This is a genomic window from Bifidobacterium stellenboschense, from assembly GCF_000741785.1.
Lineage (GTDB): Bacteria > Actinomycetota > Actinomycetes > Actinomycetales > Bifidobacteriaceae > Bifidobacterium > Bifidobacterium stellenboschense.
This window is the reverse complement of sequence record NZ_JGZP01000011.1, coordinates 65,948-85,764: the sequence shown is the minus strand read 5'-3', so window position 1 is coordinate 85,764 and position 19,817 is coordinate 65,948. Positions and strand designations below refer to the sequence as shown.

Genomic DNA, 19,817 nt, shown 5'->3' with positions numbered 1-19,817 from the left:
ATCCGGGCTACCCGATGTACCCCGCCATGGGCATGCCCGGCCAGATGCCGATGGGGCAGGGCGCCGCGATGCCGGGGGCTCAGACACCGGCGGAGGGCGCGTCTCCCGTCGCTCCGCCTCCCGCGGCCGCGACGCCGGCGCAGCCCGCGCCGATGGGCCTGCCGCCGCTCATGCTCGGCACCTACACCCCGAAGATTGACGCGAAGGGCCGCATGGCCCTGCCCGCCAAGATGCGCGCGCAGCTCGGCACCGGGCTGGTCATGGCGCGCGGGCAGGAACGCTGCGTGTATCTGCTGCCCGCCATGGAGTTCCGTCGCATCGCGATGCAGATTCAGCGCACGTCGATGGGCGACAAGGCGGCGCGCGACTACCTGCGCGTCTTCCTGTCCGGCGCCGTCGACCAGGATCCCGACAAGCAGGGCCGCGTGCTCGTGCCGCAGATGCTGCGCGACTACGCGAACCTCGGCAGCGACATCGTCGTGATCGGCGTCGGCACGCGCGCCGAGATCTGGAACCGCGAGGCGTGGGAGTCCTATCTCGCCGACAAGGAGCAGGGGTACGCCGACATCGCCGACGACGTCCTGCCGGAGGTGGGACTGTGAGCGCGACGGCGGGCCGGAGCCATACGGATATGGACGAGACCATCGAACGAAACGAACGAACCAACGGAACGGAGACCGCGACGACGGTGAACCACGAACGATCCAAGGAGCAGGACATGGCCGACACGGGCGACATGAACGCCGCGACGGGCGAGACGAGGGATCCGGCCGCGATCCATCAGCCGGTCCTGCTCGACGACTGCGTGCGACTGGTCACCTCCGGCCTCGCCAAGACCGCTCATCCGGTGATCGTCGACTGCACGCTCGGTCTCGCCGGCCACGCCACCGCGTTCCTCAAGGCGGCGCCGAACGCCCGCCTCGTCGGCATCGACCGCGACGCCGAGGCGCTCGCGCTCGCCACCGAACGCATGGGACGCGAGGGGCTCGCCGACCGGTTCATCCCCGTGCACGCGGCCTTCGACGAATTCACCGAGGCGCTCGACGCGCACGGCATCGGCCGTGTCGACGCCGCCTTCATGGACCTCGGCCTGTCGAGCCTGCAGATCGACGAGACCGACCGCGGCTTCTCCTACTCCCACGACGCCCCGCTCGACATGCGCATGGACGTGAGCCAGCCGCTCACCGCCGCCCGCGTGCTCGCCGAATACGACGAACGCGAGCTGACGCGCATCTTCCGCACCTACGGCGAGGAGAAGTTCTCCAAGCCGATCGCCCGCGAGATCGTCAGACGCCGGCAGGAGCACGGCCCGCTGACCACCTCCGCGCAGCTCAACTCGCTCGTCGACGAGGTGATTCCGAAGGCGCACCGTCCCGCCGGGAACCCGGCGAAGCGCGTCTTCCAGGCGTTGCGCATCGAAGTGAACGGCGAACTCGACAAGCTCGCGCGCACCCTGCCACAGATCGCGCTGCGGCTCGGCGCCCACGGCCGGATCGTCGTCGAGTCCTACCACTCGCTGGAGGACAAGACCGTCAAATCCTTCATGGCGCAGGGGCTCAAGGCCGACGTGCCGCCCGACATGCCCGTCGTCCCGCCGGACGCCCGCCCGTTCTTCAGGGAACTGACGCGCGGCGCGCTTAAAGCCGACGAGGCGGAGATCGCGGCGAACCCGCGATCCGCCTCCGTCAGGCTGCGCGCCGTCGAACTGGCGAGACCGCTGCCGGAACGCATCATCGAACGATTCGAACGGGACATGCGCCCCGACGAAACCGCACATGGCGGACGTGGAACGAACGCCCGTCGCAGGCGCGGAGGGAGGAACTGACATGGCCGCATCGGCACGTACCGCGCGCTCCACGAGCGCATCCCGCCGTCCCGAACCGGCGTCCCGTCCCGCGTCCCGTCCCGAACTGCGCGTCGTCGACGGCGGAGCGGACGCCCGAACCGGGTTCGCGGCCGGCTTCGGCCGGTTCATGACCTGGGTGAGGACCCGGTCCGCACCGACCGTGCATATCGTCGTCGCGGTCGCGTTCCTCGCGTCCACGCTGATCGGCGCGCTCATGCTGCGCACGCAGATGGTGTCCAACGCGTTCGAGACCTCCCAGCTGGAGACCTCGATCAGCCGTCTCACCCAGGACGTGCAGGACGACCAGGCGAAGCTCGACCAGTTGGAGGCGTCGCTGCCGCAGAAGGCCAGCGACATGGGCATGGTCCCGCAGTCCGGATCCGTGACCATCGATCTGAACGGATACCAGGAGCCTCAGGAAGGCGGCCAGTGATGAAGAAGCGATTCCAGGCGTTCACCCGCGCCCACGGGCTGGACGGTTTCATGGTCAAGAGCCTCGCCGTGGCCTTGGTGCTCGCCGTGATCGCCGCCATATGCCTCGGCCGTCTCGCCTGCGTGCAGCTGCTTGAGGGCCGCGCCACCGCGCAGGCCGCGACCAACGCGCGCACCGCCAAGATCGTCTCCAGCGCCAACCGCGGCAAGATCCTCGACGCGAACGGCACCGTGCTCGCCCAGAGCGTCGAACGCTACAACATCATCGGCGTGCCCGACTCGGCCACCTCGTTCACCCCGGTCGCCTGCGGCTCCAAGCAGGCGGAATCCCTCGGCTACTGCCATGAGATCGACGGCAAGCCGGTCGGCGCGACCGGCGCGGCCGCCGTCGCGCGCCTGCTCGCCCCCATCCTCAAGATGGACGCGATGGAGCTCGGCGCCATGCTCAACGGCACCGGCCAGTACGTCGTCATCAAGAAGGACGTCACCCCGCAGGTCAAACGCCAGATCGACAAGCTCGGCCTGTACGGCATCGTCTACGGCGAACTCAGCAGCGAACGCGTCTACGCCGAGAACACGCTGCTCGGCTCCCTCCTCGGCGGCGTCAACGACGAGGGACGCGGGGCCGCCGGCCTCGAACAGACCCTCGACAAGACGCTGAGCGGCACCGACGGGTACACCGTCTACCAGCGGGGCAACGGCGGCGAGGTCATCCCCGGCACCGTCACCGAGTCGAAGGACGCGGTCAACGGCAAGGACGTGACCCTGACCATCGACGCCGACGTGGACTGGTATGTGAAGAAGGTGCTCACCGAAGGCGTCAAATCCAGCAACGCGCAGTGGGGCATCGCCGTCGTCCTGGACACGCAGACCGGCGGCATCGTCGCCCTGGAGGACTCCGACCAGATCAAGGCCGGCTCCGACGAGGCGAAACTGTCCGTCTCGCGCGCCGTCAGCCAGACCTTCGAACCCGGCTCCATCGGCAAGGTGCCGGCGCTCGCCGCGATCCTGCAGAACGGCGCGCACAAGATCACCGACAAGTTCACTGTGCCCTACGAGTACACGAAGAGCAACGGCCAGAAGTTCCACGACGCCGTCGAACACGAGACGAAGCATTGGACGCTCGCCGGCATCCTGCAGAACTCGTCGAACGTGGGCATGGTCATGGCCTCCGAGAACGTGACCTCGCAGCAGCGCTACGACATGCTCACCAAGTTCGGCATCGGACAGCCCACCGGCCTGAACCTGCCCGGCGAGTCGCAGGGCGTGCTCGGCACGCCCGAATCGTGGGACGGCCGCACGAAGGACACGATCCTGTTCGGTCAGGGCTACACGGTCAACGCGCTGCAGCTGACGCGCGCCGTGTCGGTCATCGCGAACGGCGGCGTCATGCGCCAGCCGTCGATCATCAAGTCCGTGACCGACGCGGACGGCCACGTGACCGACGAGACGCACGGCGAGGCGACGCGCGTCATCGACGAGGGCGTGTCGAATGAGATCAAGAACGCGATGGAGTCGGTCGCCGAGGAGTACAAGAACACGGCGAGCGTGAACGGCTACCGCGTCGCGGCGAAGACCGGCACCGCCGAGGTAGTAGGTTCCACGGGCCAGCTCACCTCGATCATCGCCGACTTCTCCGGCATCATCCCCGCCGACAATCCGCGCTACGTCGTGACCGTGGTCATGCTCGACCCGGACGGCATGTATGGTGGTACCACATCCGGCAAGCTGTTCGCGCAGATCGGTGAATTCCTCATGCAGAAGTACGAGGTGCCGACCTCGACGCCGCGCACGGATGCTATTCCGGTTGAGTGGTAGGACACGGGCGAAAGGGAGAATATGAGCGCAGTGAGCGAGTCCATCATGCAGCGCATGACACTCGGGCATCTCGTCGAACACTACGGTTGGGAGCTGGTGCCGCCGTTCGCGAAGTCCGTGACCGTCACCTCGCTCGCCGACGACGTCGACTCGGTCGTCCCCGGCGCGCTGCTGTGGTCCGAACAGGACCTCGACGTGGAGACGCTGCGCCGCGCCCGCCGCAAGGGCGCGTACGCGGCCATCGTGCCCGAGACCACGCGCGCCAACCTCCCCGAAGCGCCCGACATGCCGATCCTGTACGCGACGCCCACCGACGAGGAGCTCGGCACGCTGGCCGCGCAGATGGCCGGCAACCCGTCCAACACGCTCGCCGTGTTCGCCGTGAGCGCCGGCACCCCCTCGGAGAGCGTCGCGGTGGTCGACAAGCTCGCCAAATTCCTGCACATGCTCGGCAACCCCGTGGGCGTGATCAGCGTCGGCGGCTCGTACTCGCTGGAACGCCGTCTCGACCTCGACTATCCGCTCGGCGTGCTCGACCTGCAGCGCACGCTCGCCGTGTGCGCGGAGGACGGCGCCGCGGCCGTGGTCATCGCCATGGACGATCTGACCGTCGCCGCGCACGCGCTCGAATCGGTCAGCGTCGACGTGTTCGGATCCGAGACGCCGGCACCCGCGAACGCGGACCGCGCCGTGATCGAACGCATGCAGGACGAATACGGCTTCCGCGCCGACGAGCAGATGCGCGTGACCAGCCGCACCGAGGAGTCGGACACGCTGGCACGGCTCGCCACCACCGCCGACACGGACGAGGAACGGCGCCGCCTGTCCCTCGCCATCGCCATGGTGCTCGCGGCGGGCGTGCGGCGCAACAACATCAGGAACGCGCTGCGCGTGGCCGGCGACCTCAACTAGCGCGGACGGATACACAGGACCACATGGGAAACAACGAACGACGGAGGATTGAAGGTTTGACGGACAGCACAATGATGCCGATGACCATCGCGCAGATCGCCGAGGCGACCCACGGACGCATCGTCCCGCCCGCGCAGGGCGCGGTGCCGGAAGGCGCGGTCGCGCGTCACACGGTCAGCGATTCCAGGCAGGTCGGCGAGGGCAGCGTGTTCGTCGCCATCAAGGGTGAACGCGTCGACGGCCACGACTACGTGACGCGCGTGGGCGCCCAGGGCGCCGTCGCCGCGATCGTCGACCACGAGATCGCCGGCGCCGACGTCACGCAGATCGTCGTCGACGACACGGTCGCGGCGCTCGGCGCGCTCGCGAAGCGCAACATCGAACTGCGTCGTGCCACCGGCGAGCCGTTCACGCTCATCGGACTGACCGGATCGGTCGGCAAAACCACCACCAAGGACCTGCTCAAGACGCTGCTCGCCACGATGGGCGAGACCGTCGCCCCGGTCGGCTCGTTCAACAACGACATCGGCCTGCCGCTCACTGCGCTCACGGTGGGGGAGACCACCCGCTACTTCGTCGCCGAAATGGGCGCCAACCACGTCGGCGAGATCGCCGGACTCACGCGCATCGCCCCGCCGGACATCGCCATCGTGCTCAAGGTCGGCGTCGCCCACCTCGGCGAATTCGGCTCCGTCGAACGCATCGCGCAGGCGAAATCCGAGATCGTGCACGGCCTCGTGCCCGGCGGCACGGCCGTCCTCAACGCCGACGACGCGCACGTCGCCGCCATGGCCGCCATCGCGCCCGGCGACGTCCTGTGGTTCGGCGTCGACCCGGCCCACGCCGGCGAGGACGCGCTCACCGCGCGCGACGTGACCTGCGACGCGACCGACCGCGCCTCGTTCACGCTCGTCGCCGCCGACGGCCGGGAAGCGCACGTGACGATGGGCATCCCTGGCGCGCACAACGTGATGAACGCGCTCGCCGCCGCCACCGTCGCCAGCCGGCTCGGCATGGACCTCGACGCGATCGCCGCGACGCTCGGCGAGCAGAAGCGCATCAGCCCGCACCGCATGGCCGTCTCCACGGTGCGCAAGGGCGACGCGGAGTTCACGCTCATCGACGACTCGTTCAACGCGAACCCGGATTCGATGAAGGCCGGCATCGACGGCCTCGCCCGCTGGGGCGCCGGCCGCGAAGCCGAACCCTACCGCGTGGCCGTGCTCGGCGCGATGCTCGAACTCGGCGGCGACGAACAGGGCCTGCACCGCGGCATCGGCGAGTACGCCGCACGCGCCGGCGTCGACCGGGTCATCGCCGTCGGCTCGCCGACCGACCCGGAGTTCGACGCGCTCGCCGCCTCGATCGCGCAGGGCGCGACGCAGGCGGGCATGGACGCGGCGGCCGTCGCCCAGGTGCACGACACCGAAGCGGCCGACGCGCTCGTGCGTGCCGCCGCACGGGAGCATGCCGGCACCGTCGTGCTGCTCAAGGGGTCGCACGCCTCCGGACTGAGCGCGCTCGCCGCGCGCTGGACGCCGGACGCGTGACGCCGGCACGGGTCCGGGACATACGGGAGAACGCCGGGATACAGACCCCGGCGAGGGAACAGACAGAACAAAGGAACAGCAAGTGATCGCGCTCATCATTGGAATGCTCGTGTCGTTGGTCGTCATGTTGGCCGGCACGCCGATGCTCATCCGCCTCGTGCACAAACTGCACTACGGCCAGTACATCCGCCAGGACGGCCCGCAGTCTCATCTGGTCAAGCGCGGCACGCCGACGCTCGGCGGCGTCGTCATCAACCTCGCCATCCTGCTCGGCTGGGCCGCCTCCGCGCTCTACCGCTACCTGCACAACGGCGACGCGCCCTCCTGGTCCGCGGTGCTCGTGCTGTTCGCCATGCTCTCCATGGGCCTGCTCGGCTTCATCGACGACTTCGCCAAGGTGCGCAAGAAGCAGAACGAGGGCCTGACCGTGCGCGGCAAGTTCATCGGCCAGTTCATCTTCGCCACCATCTACGCGGTGCTCGCGCTCCTCATCCCCACCAAGAACGGGTTCCCGAGCGCGCAGGCCGGCATGAGCTTCATCGAGAAGCCGTTCCTGAGCTTCGACTTCGCCGGCCGCGCCGTCGCCATCGTCATCTTCGTGATCTGGGTGAACTTCCTCATGGCCGCGTGGACGAACGCGGTGAACCTCACCGACGGCCTCGACGGCCTCGCCGCCGGCTCCTCGATGATCGCGTTCACCGGCTACGGCGTCATCGCGTTCTGGGAGAGCTACCACTTGAAGGGCGCCGGCCACTACGGCTTCGCCTACGGCGTCTCCGACCCGCTCGACCTCACGATCATCGCCGTGTGCGCGGCCGTCGCCTGCATCGGGTTCCTGTGGTACAACACGAACCCGGCCGAGATCTTCATGGGCGACACCGGCTCGCTCGCGCTCGGCGGCCTGTTCGCCGCGCTCTCCATCGCCACGCACACCGAGTTCCTCGCCGTCATCATCGGCGGTCTGTACGTCATCGAGGCGATGAGCGACGTCATCCAGGTCGGCTACTTCAAGGCCACGCACAAGCGCGTGTTCAAGATGGCGCCCATCCACCACCACTTCGAGCTGTGCGGATGGCAGGAGTCGAAGGTCGTCGTGCGCTTCTGGATGATCGAGCTCATGTTCGTGCTCATCGGCCTCGTCGTTTTCTACGGCGACTGGGTGACCCGTTCCGGCCTACTGTTCGGCTGATCCGGGCGCATCCCGGCGTATCCGGAAGGTTTCCCGGACCAGGCCTTCCCGCGTAACATTCGATTGGAATAATGCCGCTGGAACCGAGGCCGCCCGTCGCGGCGCCGCGGACATCATGCGGACATCCTAAGGGGGATCAAGTCATGGACATCACAGGAAAGACCGTCGTCATCGCCGGACTCGGCGTGTCGGGCACGTCGCTGGCCGAGGTGCTGCGGGAGCGCGGCGCGCACGTGATCGGCGTCGACGAGCGCAAGCCGGAGGCGGACCTCCACTCGTTCGACGCGATCGACTGGGATACGGTCGACTACGTCATGTCGTCGCCCGTGTTCAACCCGCGCACGCCGTTCGTGCTCGAGGCGCAGCGCCGTGGCATCCCGGTGATGAGCGAGGTCGAGTTCGCGTGGCGCCTGCGCGTCGACTCCGCGCACACCGGCCGTCCCGCCGGCTGGATCGGCATCACCGGCACCAACGGCAAGACCTCCACCACCGAGATGACCTCCGCGATGCTCACCGCCTGCGGTCTCGACGCGCCGTGCGCCGGCAACATCGCCTCCGGCAACATGGCGATGTCGCTGTCGCGCTGCGCCACCAATCCCGCGCACGACGTGCTGTGCGTCGAACTGAGCTCGTTCCAGCTGCACTTCACCGATTCGCTCGCGCTCGACTGCGCCGCCATCACCAACATCGCCGACGACCATCTCGACTGGCACGGCGGCCGCGAGAACTACGCCGCCGACAAGGCGAAGGTGTTCCACGGCGTCAAACGCGCGCTCGTCTACAACGCGGACGACGCGCTCGTCACCGCCAAGGCCGAGGCCGCCGAACCCGCGGAGGGGTGCCTCAAGGTCGGGTTCACGCTCCACGAGCCCGAGGCCGGCCAGATCGGCGTCGCCGACGGCTGGATCGTCGACAGGAGCGGCGTCGCCGGCGGCGAGCCCGGCGAGACGACGCGCATCGCGCCCATCGCCGAATTCACGCATCTGACCGAACCCGACGGCACCATCTACCCGCATCTGCTCGCCGACGCGCTCACCGCGCTCGCGCTCGTGCTCGGCTACGGCGCCGACAAGGCGAAGGCGCTGGAGGCGCTGAAGGCGTTCCATCCGGGCGGCCACCGCATCGAGACCGTCGCCGCCACCGCCGCCGACGCGCAGGGCCGCACGATCCGCTTCGTCGACGATTCGAAGGCGACGAACGCGCACGCCGCCAACGCCTCGCTCACCAGCTTCGCCGACGGCTCCGTCGTGTGGATCGCCGGCGGTCTCGCCAAGGGCAGCCGGTTCGAGCATCTCGTCGCCGACCGCAAGGCCACGATCAAGGCGGCCGTCATCATCGGCAAGGACCAGCGTCCCATGCTCGACGCGTTCGCCGCCTCCGCGCCCGACACGCCGCTCACCGTCATCGACCCCGAGCCGAACGGCACGGTGATGGATCGCGCGGTCGAAGCCGCCGGCGCCTACGCCGAGCCCGGCGACGTGGTGCTCATGGCGCCCGCCTGCGCGTCGATGGACCAGTTCGTCTCCTACGCCGACCGCGGCAACCGCTTCGCCGACGCCGCCCGCCGCTGGGTGAAGGCGCATGGCGAAGACTGACCGCGACAACCCCGGCATCCGCAGCCTGTTCAACCCGCTGTGGTGCTATCACGGCTTCCGCATGTCCGTGCTGGGACTGAGCGTCTTCGGCGTGATCATGGTGTTCTCGTCGTCCGCCGTCTCCTCGGCGTCGGAGGGCAAATCGCCGTTCACCGATTCGCTCGGCCAGGTCGTCGTGTGCGTCTGCGGCCTGGTGGCCGGCGTGATCGTCAGCATGCTCCCGGTGGAGTTGTACAGGAAGTCCGCGCTCGCCGTCATGGTCGGGGCGCTGGGTCTCCAGGCGCTCACCCTCACGCCGCTCGGCGTCGGCCAGTACGGCAACAACGGCTGGATCGCCGTCCCCGGCACGTCGGCCACCTTCCAGCCGGCGGAGGTCACCAAGCTCGCGTTGTGCGTGTGGATGCCGTCCGCGCTCATCGCCGCGCGCCGCATCCTCGGCGACCACGCCCGTCGTGCCACGTGGAAGGAGGTGGTCTCCGCCTATCGTGGCGTCATCATCGTGTACGGCGCCGCTCTGCTGCTCGTCATCGGAGGCAAGGATCTCGGCACCGCGATGATCGTCATGCTCATCGGCTTCGTCTCCATGCTCGTCTCCGGCTTCCCGGGCGGCAAGCTCGCCGTGATCGCCGGCGTCGGCATCGCCGTCGTGGTCGCATTGGTCGCGTCCAGCCCCAACCGTCGCGAACGCGTGCTCGCCGCATACTCGCAGTGCACGGCCGCCGACGCGCAGGAGATCTGCTACCAGTCGATGCACGCCCGCTACGCGATCGCCTCCGGCGGGTTCCTCGGCGTCGGACTCGGCAACTCGCGCGAGAAATGGAACTACCTTCCCGCCGCGCACAACGACTTCATCTTCGCGATCATCGGCGAGGAGACCGGATTCGTCGGCTGCGCGATGGTGATCCTCATCTTCGTGATTCTCGGCTGGTGTCTCCTGTTCAGCGCCATGCAGGCGAAGGACCGCTACAGCGCGATCGCGCTCATGTGCGTCGCCACATGGTTCGTCGGGCAGGCGCTCGTCAACATCGGCGTCGTCGTCGGCATCTTCCCCGTGTTCGGCGTGCCGCTGCCGTTCGTCTCGTCCGGCGGCTCGTCGATGCTCGCCTGCCTGATAGCCTCCGGATTCGCCGCCGGGCTGATGCGCCAGCAGCCGCAGATCAAAGCGGACACGTCCCGCCTGTAGCCGCCGCCCGCGGCCTCGCCGCGCGATCGGCGCCGGTCGCGCGGGCCGTTTCTCGCGCGTCGCCGTCGGGCGGACCACGCGCATGACTATGCTCGTTACCCATGAAGCATATCGTCCTCGCCGGCGGCGGCACCGCCGGACACGTCAACCCGCTGCTCTCCGTCGCCGACGCGATCCGGGGAATCGAACCGGACGCGAAGGTGACGGTCGTCGGCACGGCCGTCGGGCTTGAGAAGGATCTCGTGCCCGCCGCCGGATTCGAACTCGACACGATTGAGAAGGTGCCGTTCCCACGCCGCCCTAACCTCTACATGCTGCGGTTCCCCGCCAAATGGAAGGCGGAGACGCGCAAGGTGCGAGGCATCCTCGAAGCGCGCGAAGCCGACGTGGTCGCCGGATTCGGCGGATACGCCTCCGCGCCCGTCTACGCGACCGCGCACCGCATGGGCCTGCCCATCGTCATCCACGAGCAGAACGCGCGCGCCGGCATGGCCAACAAGCTGGGCGCCCGCTGGGCGGACTTCATCGGCACCGTGTACGACGGCAGCGGGCTGAAACCCGGCAAGGGCGGAAGCATCGAACGCGTCGGCCTGCCGCTCAGGCCCGCCATCGCCTCGCTCGTGCGCGAACTGGAGAAGGACCGCGCCGGGGCCCGACGCCGCGCGGCCGCCGAACTCGGCGTCGACCCGGATTGTCCGCTCGTGCTCGTCACCGGCGGCTCGCTCGGCGCGGTCAACCTCAACCGCGCGGTCGCCGCCGCCGCGGGCGACATCCTCGCGCACGCGCAGGTCGTGCATCTCACCGGCCGCGGCAAGGCGGACGAGGTGCGCGACCTCGTCGGCGTCAACGCGGGCGAGAACCATCTCGCGGGCCTGCGCTTCAACGACGGCGACGCGGCCGGCGACGGCGACTATCACGTCGCCGAATACCTGGAACGCATCGACCTCGCGTTCGCGTGCGCCGACCTCGTGATCTGCCGTTCCGGCGCGGGCACCGTCGCCGAGCTCACCGCGCTCGGCCTGCCCGCCGTCTACGTGCCGCTGCCCATCGGCAACGGCGAACAGCGGTTCAACGCGCAGCCGGTCGTCGACGCGGAAGGCGGCGTCATGGTCGCCGACGCCGACATGACCCCCGTATGGGTGCGCGAACACGTGCCCGCGTTGCTCGCCGACCCGGAACGCCTCGCCGCGATGGGCGCGAAGGCTTGGGAGTACGGCATCCGCGACGCGGCCGACACGATGGCGCGCCGCATCCTCGCCCTCGCCGGCACCGGACGCGAATAGGTCCGGCTAGGTCCGGCTAGGTTTCGGCTAGATCCGGCCGCAAGTAGTCCGGCCGCCGGTCGCTTGAGTAGACCGGCACGGCATATCCGACCATAATGGAACAGGCCCGTCCCCGCGCGATCGCGGCCGGGCCGGAGATTTTTCCCACAAGGAGCACGTTTCGTGAGCGCAGACAGCACATCGTCCATCATCCTCGACCCCGCACGCGCGGCCTTCTCTCCGGAGGAGACCACCGACGCGTTGGGGGCCACGCACTTCATCGGCATCGGCGGCGCCGGCATGTCCGTCCTCGCGGAGATGCTCCACGAGCGCGGCGTGAAGGTCACCGGCTCCGACCGCGAACGCAGCGCCAAGACCGATCGCCTCACGTCGCTCGGCATCGCCGTCGCGTTCGGCCAGAAGGCCGAGAACGTGGCCGACGCCGACACCATCGTCTATTCGAGCGCCATCAAGCCCGACAATCCGGAGATCGTCGCCGCGCACGGCTCCGACAAGCGCATCGTCCACCGCAGCGACATCCTCGCCCTCCTCATGCACGGCAAGCGCGCCGTCACCGTGGCCGGCGCCCACGGCAAGACCACCACCAGCTCGATGCTCGCGCACATCCTCGAACACTGCGGCGAGGAGCCGAGCTACGCGATCGGCGGCTCCATCCAAGGCCCCGACGGCACCACCATCGACGGCGGCCACGTCGGCGCGGGTGCGGCGCTCGTCGCCGAAGCCGACGAATCCGACGGCAGCTTCGAGAAATACCGTCCCGAAATCGCGATCATCACCAACTGCGAGGCCGACCATCTCGACCATTACGGCGACGAGGCGCACTACCGCGCCGCGTTCGTCGAACACGCGGGGCACGCGACCGGCCACGTCGTCATCTGCGCCGACGACGCCGACGCGCTCGCCGTGTTGCGCGCCCTCGCCCCGACCGTCGCCGCGCGCGCCATCGCCTACGGCACCGCCGACCCGGCCGAGGCCGGCGACCTCAACGGCGCCGCCTACGTGCACATCGAATCGGAGAACGAGACCGCCGGGACCGGCACCGAACACTTCACGCTGCATCTGCCTGAAGCGGTGACCGGCGGCGAGCCGATCGACCAGCCGGTCACGCTCGCCGTGCCCGGACTGCACAACGCGCGCAACGCGGCGGCCGCGCTCTCCGCCGCCGTGCTGCTCGGCGTCGCGCCGACCGACGCGGCCGACGCGATCGCGTCGTTCCGCGGCGCCGCACGACGCTTCCAGGTCCGTGGCGTCGTCAAGCAGGTCACCGTCGTCGACGACTACGCGCATCACCCCACCGAGATCGCCGCGCTGCTCGACGCCGCGCGCCGCCGCTACCCGCAGTCGACGATCCGCGTGCTGTTCCAGCCGCACCTGTTCAGCCGCACGAAGTTCTTCGCGCGCGAGTTCGCCGAGGCGCTCGCCAAGGCCGACGACGTGATCGTCACCGGCGTGTTCCCGGCGCGCGAGAAGCAGGAGGACTTCCCGGGCGTGGGACCGCTCACCATCGTGCGCGAATCGCAGGGCATGACCGGCGTCGAATTCCGCGCCGTCGACGACATGAACCTCGCCGCCCGCATGATGGCCATGCGGGCGCATCACGGCGACGTCGTGTTCACCGTGGGCGCCGGCGACATCACCGAGATGGACGAGGTGATCCTGCACGCGCTCGAAGCCCACCGCGAAAGCTGCGAGTGATGGCGGGACGCGTCGTCAGGTCGGACGGCGACAAGCCGGCCGCCGCCGGGGCCGGCAGGAGCTCCGGGGCCGGCAGGGCCGCCGGGGCCGGTAGAACCGGTAGGGTCGCCGGATCGTCCGCATCCGCGGGTGCCGAATCCTCCGGCAGGTCGCGGCGCGTCGCCGGCACGAGCGTCGAACGCGCGGGCGCGGCGGGACGGCGCAAGACCGTCTTCGGACGCGGCTCCGAATCCGCCGTCGGACGCGGGGGAGAGGCGCCCCGCAAACCGCGGCGCATGGTCGGCGAGGCCGGATCGCGCGAACCGGTGTCCCGCTCCGAACCGGGGCAGTTCGTCGACGCGCGCCGGCTCGCCAGCGAGGATCTCGTCGCACGGACGCTGCAGGAGAACTCCGGCACGCTCGGCCTCGCCACGCGCCCCAAGGTCGTCGACTTCAAGGCGCGCGCCAAGGAACGCAGGCGCGTGGGCGCGCGCATCATCGCGCTGCGCGTGGGCGTCGCGATCCTCGTGACCGCCCTGCTCGTCGGATTGGGGTGGCTGCTGTTCCTCTCGCCGGTGCTGCGGCTCGACGCCTCGCAGGTGACCGTCTCCGGCGCCAACGAGTGGGTGAGCGAACGGCAGGTGCGGCAGATCGTCGACGGACAGACCGGCAAGTCGCTGCTGCTCGTCGACACGAACGCGATGACCGACGAGATGACCGCCATCGCCGGCGTCAGTCGGGCGGAGGCGGTGAAGAAGTACCCGCACGGGCTCGCCGTGACCATCAAGGCGCAGCGTCCCGCGGCCATGCTCAAGGAGAAGGGCTCGGACGCGCTGACCGCCGTCGATGCGAAGGCGCGCGTCCTGAACTCGGTCTCCGCGAATGTGTCCGTGGCAGGCGTGCCGGTGATCGACGTGGGCGACGTGGACGCCGGGCTCAAGAGCCGGGCCGTCAAGGAGACGCTCACGATACTCGACTCGCTGCCCGAATCGCTGCGCAAGCAGATCACCAAGGTGACCGCCAAGACGCAGGATTCCGTGACCACCGAACTGAACGGCGGCGAGCACGTGATCGTGTGGGGCAACTCGTCGGAGCTCAAGCTCAAGAAGGCCGTCGTCGACAAGATCCTGTCCGATCCGAACGTGATCGGCGACAAGACCCAGGTCGACGTGTCCGCGCCGCTGAGGCCGGTGCTGCGCTGACAGCGTAAGCGCCGGATTCGTTTGCGATAGGCGGCGGCCGGGTGTACTCTGAAAAGTCCGGCCGCAAGACCGGAGCTTGATAATTCAAGAATGGGGTCGATCGGTTTCGACGGTGACCTGTTCGTCGCAGGGAAGCGTGCCGAGAACGCCGGGTCCGCTCGTGGATGCCCCCGGCAAAAGAATAAGTGCTAAATCTAACCGCACTGAGTTCGCTCTCGCTGCCTGAGCTTCGCGCCAGGATTAACCAGTGAGCAGCCGCTCCGCTCACTCCTCCTCGTCCTTGGGGGGATGCTGAGCGTCGTTTAGAGGACTTGCTGATGTGATCGAGTCACGGGGTCGCATCGGGACTTTCACTGCGAATATGCCCGCCAACGGTTGTCCGCGACATAGTTGGGAGCAGAAAAACCGCCGCATGGCCAGCGGACTACGCACGTAGAAGACTGAGGGTACGGTCACCGGACCGGGGTTCAATTCCCCGCGACTCCACCACACGAAAGCGCCGCTCCGAAAGGGGCGGCGCTTTTTCGTTGCAATACCAACGTTTTTCCCTGATTTTCCAAGTGTTCCGGGATGGGGAGGGAAAGACGTAACACAGCCTGAAACGTCCATCCGACACCTATCATGTGTGGTAGTTGGTGTGGTAGAAAACCACGCCGCCGGACGCGACGATGGAGGAGCGATGCCGAAACGATTCGGGGCCATCCGATTCAAACCCAACAAGACCACCCCCAAATACATCGAGGCCAGCTACATCACGCCCGCATGGGCGTTCAGCGAATGGCCCGGCCTCAAGGAACGCCAATACGCGAACTTCGACCCGGACGACGAGGACGGCGCACGCGCATGGCTCCGCAAGGCGCGCATCAGCATCGAGGCCGGATCATGGCAGCCCGAAAGCGAGACCAGACGCGACCAAGTCCGCAAATCCATCACCCTCGCCACCTACTTCGACCAATGGATCACGACCCGCCGCACCAAACAGGGCACACCACTGGAGGCCGGCACCCTCTACCGGATCCGCAAGGACGCCGAAAACCACATCCTCCCGTACTTCGGCCGCATGCGCCTGACGGACATCACCACCAGCGACATCGACCGCTGGTGGGCAGGCCTCGACCACACCCAGACCGCCATGTGCATCAACGCGCTCAAAACCCTCAAAGCCATCCTCAACAGCGCCGCCGCACCCGGACGCGACGGCGAAACCCCGCTCATCGCCGAAAACCCCTGCCGCATCACCACGCCCCGCCACCGCCGCGACCACGAGACCATCCCCGCCACCATCGACCAGGTCAAGACCATCCACGACGCCATGCCCGAACGCTACGCGCCCGCCGTCTACCTGAGCCTCTTCTGCAACGGCCTGCGCATCGGCGAGGTATGCGCGCTCCGCCGCCGCGACATCGACCTCAAGAACCTCACCCTCCACATCCGCGCCAGCCGCAAGACCATGGACAAGACCGCCCTCACCGGCAAACCCAAAACCGCCAACAGCGTGCGCGACGAAGCCATCCCACCCCAATTCGCCCCACTCCTCAACGACCTCCTCGACCAAATCCCCGACGACCCCGACGCCTTCGTCTTCCCCGCCATCCGCCACCCCGACCAGCCCCTCCACCCCAACACCCTCCGCAAATGGTTCAAAACCGCCCGCGAAACCGCCGGACGCCCCGACCTGCGCTTCCACGACCTACGCCACACCGCCCTCACCCTCCTCGCCGAACACGGCGCCACCCTCAAGGAACTCATGGCCGCCGCAGGCCACAGCGACCCCGAAACCGCCATGCGCTACCAACACGCCACACAAACCCGCACCCGCGCCCTCGCCCGACAGATCGGCCAACTCATCCCCACCACCGACACCACCCCGACCGACACCGACGACAACGGCGACGAAATCACCCGGCTCAAACGACGACTCGCCGCGCTCGCCGCCGAAAACCAACGCCTCACCCAACAACTCAACCAACAATGACGAGACCTCCCCGGCGCTCGCCGATGCGGGCGCCGGGGAGGTCTTCGCTTATTCCTTGGGGTGCTTGCGTGGCCGTCCGCCGCCGACCCCACGTCCGGGGCGGTTCCGGTTCCACTCGTCGATCGTCTCGGGGAGCCATCCGCGCGTGCGGCCTATCAGCGCGTCCGGCTCGGGCAGCCTGTAGCCGGCGGCGCTCGCGTTCTTCACGCCGATGCGTTCGGCGACCTCGGCGATGCTGAGATATCTAGTCGTCATCCCTGTCCCTTCCCGCCAGCCAGCCGAGCGTGCCGGCGCAGAGGGCGAACACGCCGCCGGCGGCGTCGTGCGACGTGACGGCGATGACGAATCCGACCGCTCCGAAAAGGAGCGAGAACAGTCCTGCCTTGTCTTTCATGGTGGTCCATGGCTAGTCTTGGAGCGGGGGCTTGCGGTCCCGGATAGGTGCGGAATCCGGGACCGGCCCCTCTTCTAGCGCCTCCTTCGCCGTTTGCGCGGCGGTTTCGGCTTCTTCGGCTCGTCATGCCTGCTCATGACGAAGATCGCGACCGTGGCGATGGGCGCGAGGGTCGCGCCAAGTCCCTTGAGGAACTCGCCGATGGCGTTGAGCAGCTCCGTGACCTGTGCCATGCTCACCTCCTTTCCCGTGTTCCGTTGATGATTCTATTATAGAATATCTATATAAGATATGCAAGTCGTGGCGACGGCGACACGCCGAAGACCTCCGCACCCTGCCGCCTACTCTGTCCACGGTTTCGCGAGAATCGAAGATAAGACGTTTTGCGACATCGCGGAATGTCGTGTAAATTGTTCAGATTCCGCCGAACGCAATCGAAAGGAGGCGGCCATGACCATGACCGATGCCGGCGTGAAGCCCATCCCGGTGTACGCGCCGCCCGCCGACGGAAAGCCCCGCAACGCGGTGGACGCGAAATGGATGAAGCTGCACCGCGCCGCCCTGCATTACATGGACCGCCGGGCCGAGGCCAAGGCGAAGGAAGCTGATCCGCATGACGGCGTTGAAGCTCGTCATTGAGCGCGAATGTTCTAGTGATCACCGGTTCGCGCTGAGACGCTTCGTCTGCTGTGAACCGGGAGGCCCGGAATGGGCCATGGATCCGCAACGCTATATCCGTGGCCTCAACGTGCGCAGGCAGCCGTCCGACATCACCCGTACCCTCCTCGTCGTGGCCGGCGCGGACCGGTCGCAGGACGACGTAGTGGGATTCAGTGAATACGGGGTGGCCGTAGAGACGACGCCCGAACATGAAGGCGTCTATCAGATCGCCTACATCGCCACCGCGCTGAAAACACGCGGAACCCACCTCGGCGACCTGATGCTCTCCGCGGTCCTGATGCACATCAGCGACGACGCATGGCGCTTCAACCGCACCCCGCTCGTATTGGCCCAAGTCGACCCGCGCAACAAGCCCAGCATGCAACTGTTCTCCAGATTCGGCTTCACTGACGAAGGCCCGGACCCGGACGACACGGAATACCGCATCCTCGCCCTGGAATTCACCCCGCAGGAACACGGCCCCTACCTGGCAAGCACGTTGGCATACTTCTGACATCCAAGCTCCTTCCCCGCCCCGGCGCTCGCCGACGTGGGCGCCGGGGCGGTTCCGTCTATTCCCTGGGATGTTTGCGCGGCCGTCCGCCGCCGACCCCGCGGCCGGGGCGGTTCCGGTTCCATTCGTCGATCGTCTCGGGCAGCCATCCGCGCGTGCGGCCGATGGTCGCGTCCGGTTCGGGCAGCTTGTAGGCGGAGACCGCGGCGGTGCTGATGCCGAGTCGTCTCGCCACGTCGGTGACGCCGAGGTATTCAGTGGTCATCGCGGCCTCCGTTGTCGAATCCGAGATGAAGACAGTCGAGGCCGGCCGCGACCGCGAACAGCGCGGTGATCCACGGCTGTATGCCGCCCACGGCGCAGGCGGCCGCGATGATGGCGAACGCGAGTCCGCCGATGCCCTGTGTCTTGCGTTTCATGGTGGTTTGCGGGATGATTGTGGGGCCGAAGCCCCGGATTCTAGGCCTATCCGGGACTTCGGTCTGTCACTTCTTGGGCTTGTCGCGTTCGTCGCGCCATTTGATGATGTCGAACGCCAGTTTGGCGGCTTCGACGATCACGGCCCCGATGGCCGCGACGGCGAGAATGAAGTCGTTGCTCATCCCGCTTCCTCCTTTCGCTCTTGAGTTGTGGCGTCGGTCTTCCGTGCCGACATAACTATATTAACATAGATAATAAAGATATGCAAGTCGGGACAACGACGACACGCCGTCGTCTCCACGCCGAAGAGTTGAATGGACGCCAAAAGGAGGAACGATGGCCGAGAAAATCGTCGGAACCGGCATAACACCGACTACGGTCGCCAACAGCATCCTCCGTCGCGCCTTCCGCGATGATGTTCAGGTGACCCCCATGAAGCTCCAGAAGCTCCTCTTCTACGTCACCTGCCTGTACCAGAGAAACACGGGCAAGAGACTGCTCACCGAGTCCTTCCAGCCATGGCGCTACGGCCCCGTATGCCGTAGCGTATACGACGAATTCAAAGGCTTCGGAGGCAAGCCGATCACGCGATACGCACAAGATGCGCTAGGCAACGCCACCGCGGTGGACGAGTCCAGCAGCGAACCGTTCCGCAAGGCGCTGAACCTCGTATGGCTGACATTGGGAGGGAGAAGCGCCGTAGAACTTTCCCGCATGACCCACCGCAACGGTTCCGCATGGTCGCAAGCCATAGCCGCCGAGAAACCATTCATCAGCAACACCGCAATGGCCGAAGACCACACATTCGACGAAGAGCTGGGAATCTGAAACATGAATCAGAACGAAGACATTCCCCTCGACGCATCCGTCGATCTGCCTCCGGAGGGATATGAATCCACCGACGCAGACGACAACATCAAAACGGAACCCATCAACCCCAAAGACAAGCACAACTGGGAAGTCGAGAACTTCAAGAACAGCACGGCCTTCATCATCGTCGCCTTCTGCCTCCTCATGGTCGCGATCTTCACCGGCGTGCAATTCACATGGACGGGCTCCAAATACGGGCATGAAACCATCTCCAGCGCAATCGACGTATTCAAGCTGATCGCCACCACCGCACTCGGCTTCCTATTCGGCCGCAATTCGAAATAGGAACCACCCCGGCGC

The 19,817-nt window shown here is 67.5% G+C and carries 22 protein-coding genes and 1 other RNA gene; 18 read left to right on the top strand and 5 right to left on the bottom strand.

The genetic code is table 11. The features are described 5' to 3' along the window. The first annotated feature begins 152 nt into the window (after nt 1-152). From mraZ to BSTEL_RS11395, 14 genes are all read left to right on the top strand, one after another. Nucleotides 153-602, top strand: a complete 450-nt coding sequence (gene mraZ, locus BSTEL_RS04675; RefSeq protein WP_034527873.1) for a division/cell wall cluster transcriptional repressor MraZ — start codon at nt 153-155, stop codon at nt 600-602. A gap of 134 nt (nt 603-736) precedes the next feature. Continuing rightward, the gene (gene rsmH, locus BSTEL_RS04670) at nt 737-1,825 is read left to right on the top strand and encodes a 16S rRNA (cytosine(1402)-N(4))-methyltransferase RsmH (RefSeq protein WP_051922858.1); all 1,089 of its coding nucleotides are present in this window, start codon (nt 737-739) and stop codon (nt 1,823-1,825) included. 1 nt (nt 1,826) lies between these two features. After that, on the top strand, nt 1,827-2,279 hold the full coding sequence (gene ftsL, locus BSTEL_RS04665; RefSeq protein ID WP_034527701.1) for a cell division protein FtsL: 453 nt from the start codon (nt 1,827-1,829) through the stop codon (nt 2,277-2,279). Further along, entirely contained in the window at nt 2,279-4,096 is a 1,818-nt protein-coding gene (locus BSTEL_RS04660; protein ID WP_051922851.1) for a peptidoglycan D,D-transpeptidase FtsI family protein, read from the top strand. The genes ftsL and BSTEL_RS04660 overlap by 1 nt, the downstream gene beginning before the upstream one ends. 21 nt (nt 4,097-4,117) lie before the next feature. Continuing rightward, nucleotides 4,118-5,008 carry a hypothetical protein gene (locus BSTEL_RS04655; RefSeq protein ID WP_034527699.1) on the top strand — a complete coding sequence of 297 codons (891 nt, stop codon included), beginning with the start codon at nt 4,118-4,120 and terminating at the stop codon, nt 5,006-5,008. Between the two features lie 71 nt (nt 5,009-5,079). After that, the gene (locus BSTEL_RS04650; protein WP_034527697.1) at nt 5,080-6,558 is read left to right on the top strand and encodes a UDP-N-acetylmuramoyl-tripeptide--D-alanyl-D-alanine ligase; all 1,479 of its coding nucleotides are present in this window, start codon (nt 5,080-5,082) and stop codon (nt 6,556-6,558) included. A gap of 82 nt (nt 6,559-6,640) precedes the next feature. Next, a complete protein-coding gene (gene mraY / locus BSTEL_RS04645; RefSeq protein WP_034527694.1) occupies nt 6,641-7,747 on the top strand; it encodes a phospho-N-acetylmuramoyl-pentapeptide-transferase in 1,107 nt (368 codons plus the stop codon). Nucleotides 7,748-7,890: 143 nt separating this feature from the next. Beyond that, nucleotides 7,891-9,342, top strand: a complete 1,452-nt coding sequence (gene murD, locus BSTEL_RS04640; protein WP_034527691.1) for a UDP-N-acetylmuramoyl-L-alanine--D-glutamate ligase — start codon at nt 7,891-7,893, stop codon at nt 9,340-9,342. After that, nucleotides 9,329-10,525 (top strand): peptidoglycan glycosyltransferase FtsW, encoded by a 1,197-nt coding sequence (locus BSTEL_RS04635; RefSeq protein ID WP_084686111.1) that lies wholly within the window; start codon nt 9,329-9,331, stop codon nt 10,523-10,525. The genes murD and BSTEL_RS04635 overlap by 14 nt, the downstream gene beginning before the upstream one ends. A 101-nt stretch (nt 10,526-10,626) precedes the next feature. Continuing rightward, a complete protein-coding gene (locus tag BSTEL_RS04630; protein WP_034527689.1) occupies nt 10,627-11,808 on the top strand; it encodes a UDP-N-acetylglucosamine--N-acetylmuramyl-(pentapeptide) pyrophosphoryl-undecaprenol N-acetylglucosamine transferase in 1,182 nt (393 codons plus the stop codon). A 162-nt stretch (nt 11,809-11,970) separates the two neighbouring features. Beyond that, nucleotides 11,971-13,503, top strand: a complete 1,533-nt coding sequence (gene murC, locus BSTEL_RS04625; protein WP_034527687.1) for a UDP-N-acetylmuramate--L-alanine ligase — start codon at nt 11,971-11,973, stop codon at nt 13,501-13,503. Continuing rightward, nucleotides 13,503-14,684 (top strand): cell division protein FtsQ/DivIB, encoded by a 1,182-nt coding sequence (locus tag BSTEL_RS04620; RefSeq protein WP_084686110.1) that lies wholly within the window; start codon nt 13,503-13,505, stop codon nt 14,682-14,684. The genes murC and BSTEL_RS04620 overlap by 1 nt, the downstream gene beginning before the upstream one ends. A gap of 92 nt (nt 14,685-14,776) precedes the next feature. After that, nucleotides 14,777-15,173, top strand: a transfer-messenger RNA (tmRNA) gene (gene ssrA, locus BSTEL_RS11735). A 190-nt stretch (nt 15,174-15,363) separates the two neighbouring features. Beyond that, the gene (locus BSTEL_RS11395) at nt 15,364-16,659 is read left to right on the top strand and encodes a tyrosine-type recombinase/integrase (RefSeq protein ID WP_051922850.1); all 1,296 of its coding nucleotides are present in this window, start codon (nt 15,364-15,366) and stop codon (nt 16,657-16,659) included. A 48-nt stretch (nt 16,660-16,707) separates the two neighbouring features. On the opposite strand, the gene BSTEL_RS04610 is transcribed toward BSTEL_RS11395, so the two are convergent. From BSTEL_RS04610 to BSTEL_RS12425, 3 genes are all read right to left on the bottom strand, one after another. After that, nucleotides 16,708-16,914 carry a helix-turn-helix transcriptional regulator gene (locus tag BSTEL_RS04610; RefSeq protein WP_034527684.1) on the bottom strand — a complete coding sequence of 69 codons (207 nt, stop codon included), beginning with the start codon at nt 16,912-16,914 and terminating at the stop codon, nt 16,708-16,710. After that, on the bottom strand, nt 16,904-17,053 hold the full coding sequence (locus BSTEL_RS12430) for a hypothetical protein (RefSeq protein ID WP_169741212.1): 150 nt from the start codon (nt 17,051-17,053) through the stop codon (nt 16,904-16,906). The genes BSTEL_RS04610 and BSTEL_RS12430 overlap by 11 nt, the downstream gene beginning before the upstream one ends. Nucleotides 17,054-17,127: 74 nt before the next feature. Next, on the bottom strand, nt 17,128-17,286 hold the full coding sequence (locus BSTEL_RS12425; RefSeq protein ID WP_169741211.1) for a hypothetical protein: 159 nt from the start codon (nt 17,284-17,286) through the stop codon (nt 17,128-17,130). A 217-nt stretch (nt 17,287-17,503) separates the two neighbouring features. Here BSTEL_RS12425 and BSTEL_RS04605 point away from each other — a divergent pair, with 217 nt between their 5' ends. Both BSTEL_RS04605 and BSTEL_RS04600 read left to right on the top strand, forming a co-directional pair. Then, nucleotides 17,504-17,692, top strand: a complete 189-nt coding sequence (locus BSTEL_RS04605) for a hypothetical protein (RefSeq protein ID WP_034527682.1) — start codon at nt 17,504-17,506, stop codon at nt 17,690-17,692. Then, complete coding sequence (locus tag BSTEL_RS04600; protein WP_238567626.1) at nt 17,667-18,227, top strand: GNAT family N-acetyltransferase; 561 nt, start codon at nt 17,667-17,669, stop codon at nt 18,225-18,227. The genes BSTEL_RS04605 and BSTEL_RS04600 overlap by 26 nt, the downstream gene beginning before the upstream one ends. 58 nt (nt 18,228-18,285) lie before the next feature. Here BSTEL_RS04600 and BSTEL_RS04595 read toward each other — a convergent pair whose 3' ends face one another. Both BSTEL_RS04595 and BSTEL_RS12085 read right to left on the bottom strand, forming a co-directional pair. Beyond that, a complete protein-coding gene (locus BSTEL_RS04595) occupies nt 18,286-18,492 on the bottom strand; it encodes a hypothetical protein (RefSeq protein WP_034527679.1) in 207 nt (68 codons plus the stop codon). Next, a complete protein-coding gene (locus BSTEL_RS12085; protein WP_156963160.1) occupies nt 18,482-18,646 on the bottom strand; it encodes a hypothetical protein in 165 nt (54 codons plus the stop codon). The genes BSTEL_RS04595 and BSTEL_RS12085 overlap by 11 nt, the downstream gene beginning before the upstream one ends. Before the next feature lie 337 nt (nt 18,647-18,983). Between BSTEL_RS12085 and BSTEL_RS04590 the strand changes: the two genes are divergently transcribed. Then, nucleotides 18,984-19,475, top strand: coding sequence for a Panacea domain-containing protein (locus tag BSTEL_RS04590; protein WP_034527677.1), 492 nt, complete (start codon nt 18,984-18,986; stop codon nt 19,473-19,475). A gap of 3 nt (nt 19,476-19,478) precedes the next feature. Beyond that, the gene (locus BSTEL_RS04585; RefSeq protein WP_034527675.1) at nt 19,479-19,802 is read left to right on the top strand and encodes a hypothetical protein; all 324 of its coding nucleotides are present in this window, start codon (nt 19,479-19,481) and stop codon (nt 19,800-19,802) included. Nucleotides 19,803-19,817: the final 15 nt, after the last annotated feature.